Origin of the sequence: Corallococcus aberystwythensis, from assembly GCF_003612165.1 — a bacterium.
In the GTDB taxonomy this organism is placed as follows: Bacteria; Myxococcota; Myxococcia; order Myxococcales; family Myxococcaceae; genus Corallococcus; species Corallococcus aberystwythensis.
Map to the genome: position 1 here is coordinate 1 of NZ_RAWK01000574.1, position 455 is coordinate 455.

1 protein-coding gene is annotated in these 455 nt (G+C 67.7%); it reads left to right on the plus strand.

Annotation, left to right across the window (positions count from 1 at the left end; genetic code table 11):
- The coding region (locus D7W81_RS44675; protein ID WP_147445856.1) for a hypothetical protein at positions 1–455 on the plus strand (455 nt) is incomplete at both ends.

The following is a 455-nucleotide window of genomic DNA, read 5'->3' on the forward strand; positions in this document are numbered from 1 at the left end:
GCCCTCCGTGGCCGTGCCCCGTCTTACGCATGCCGACACGCGCGGGCGTCCGGTCGACGGGGTGCTCGTCACCACCGCCCCGATCAAACAGCGCCTCCTGCAGTCCTTCCTGAAAGTGGAGGACACCGAAGCCGACGTGCCGGTGACGTACGGCGAGATGGTCCTGAACGGGGCCAACCTGGTCACGGCGCTCGTGATGGGCAAGGCCGTGCGAAGTCTGGACGACGTGGGCCGCCACCTGCTGGAGATGCAGGAGGAGCAGCTCGACCTGAACCGGCAGACGCTGGACGAGCTCGAGAGCGCCCCCCAGACGACGCGCGTGCGTGCGGATCTGGTGTCCATCGGCGAGAAGCTGATCTTTTTGGAGGCCCTGGAGAAGCGCATCTACGCCGCCACCAACGTTCCCTACCCCCTGGTGGGCGCCATGGACCTGACGTTCGTCCTGCCCCTGGGCC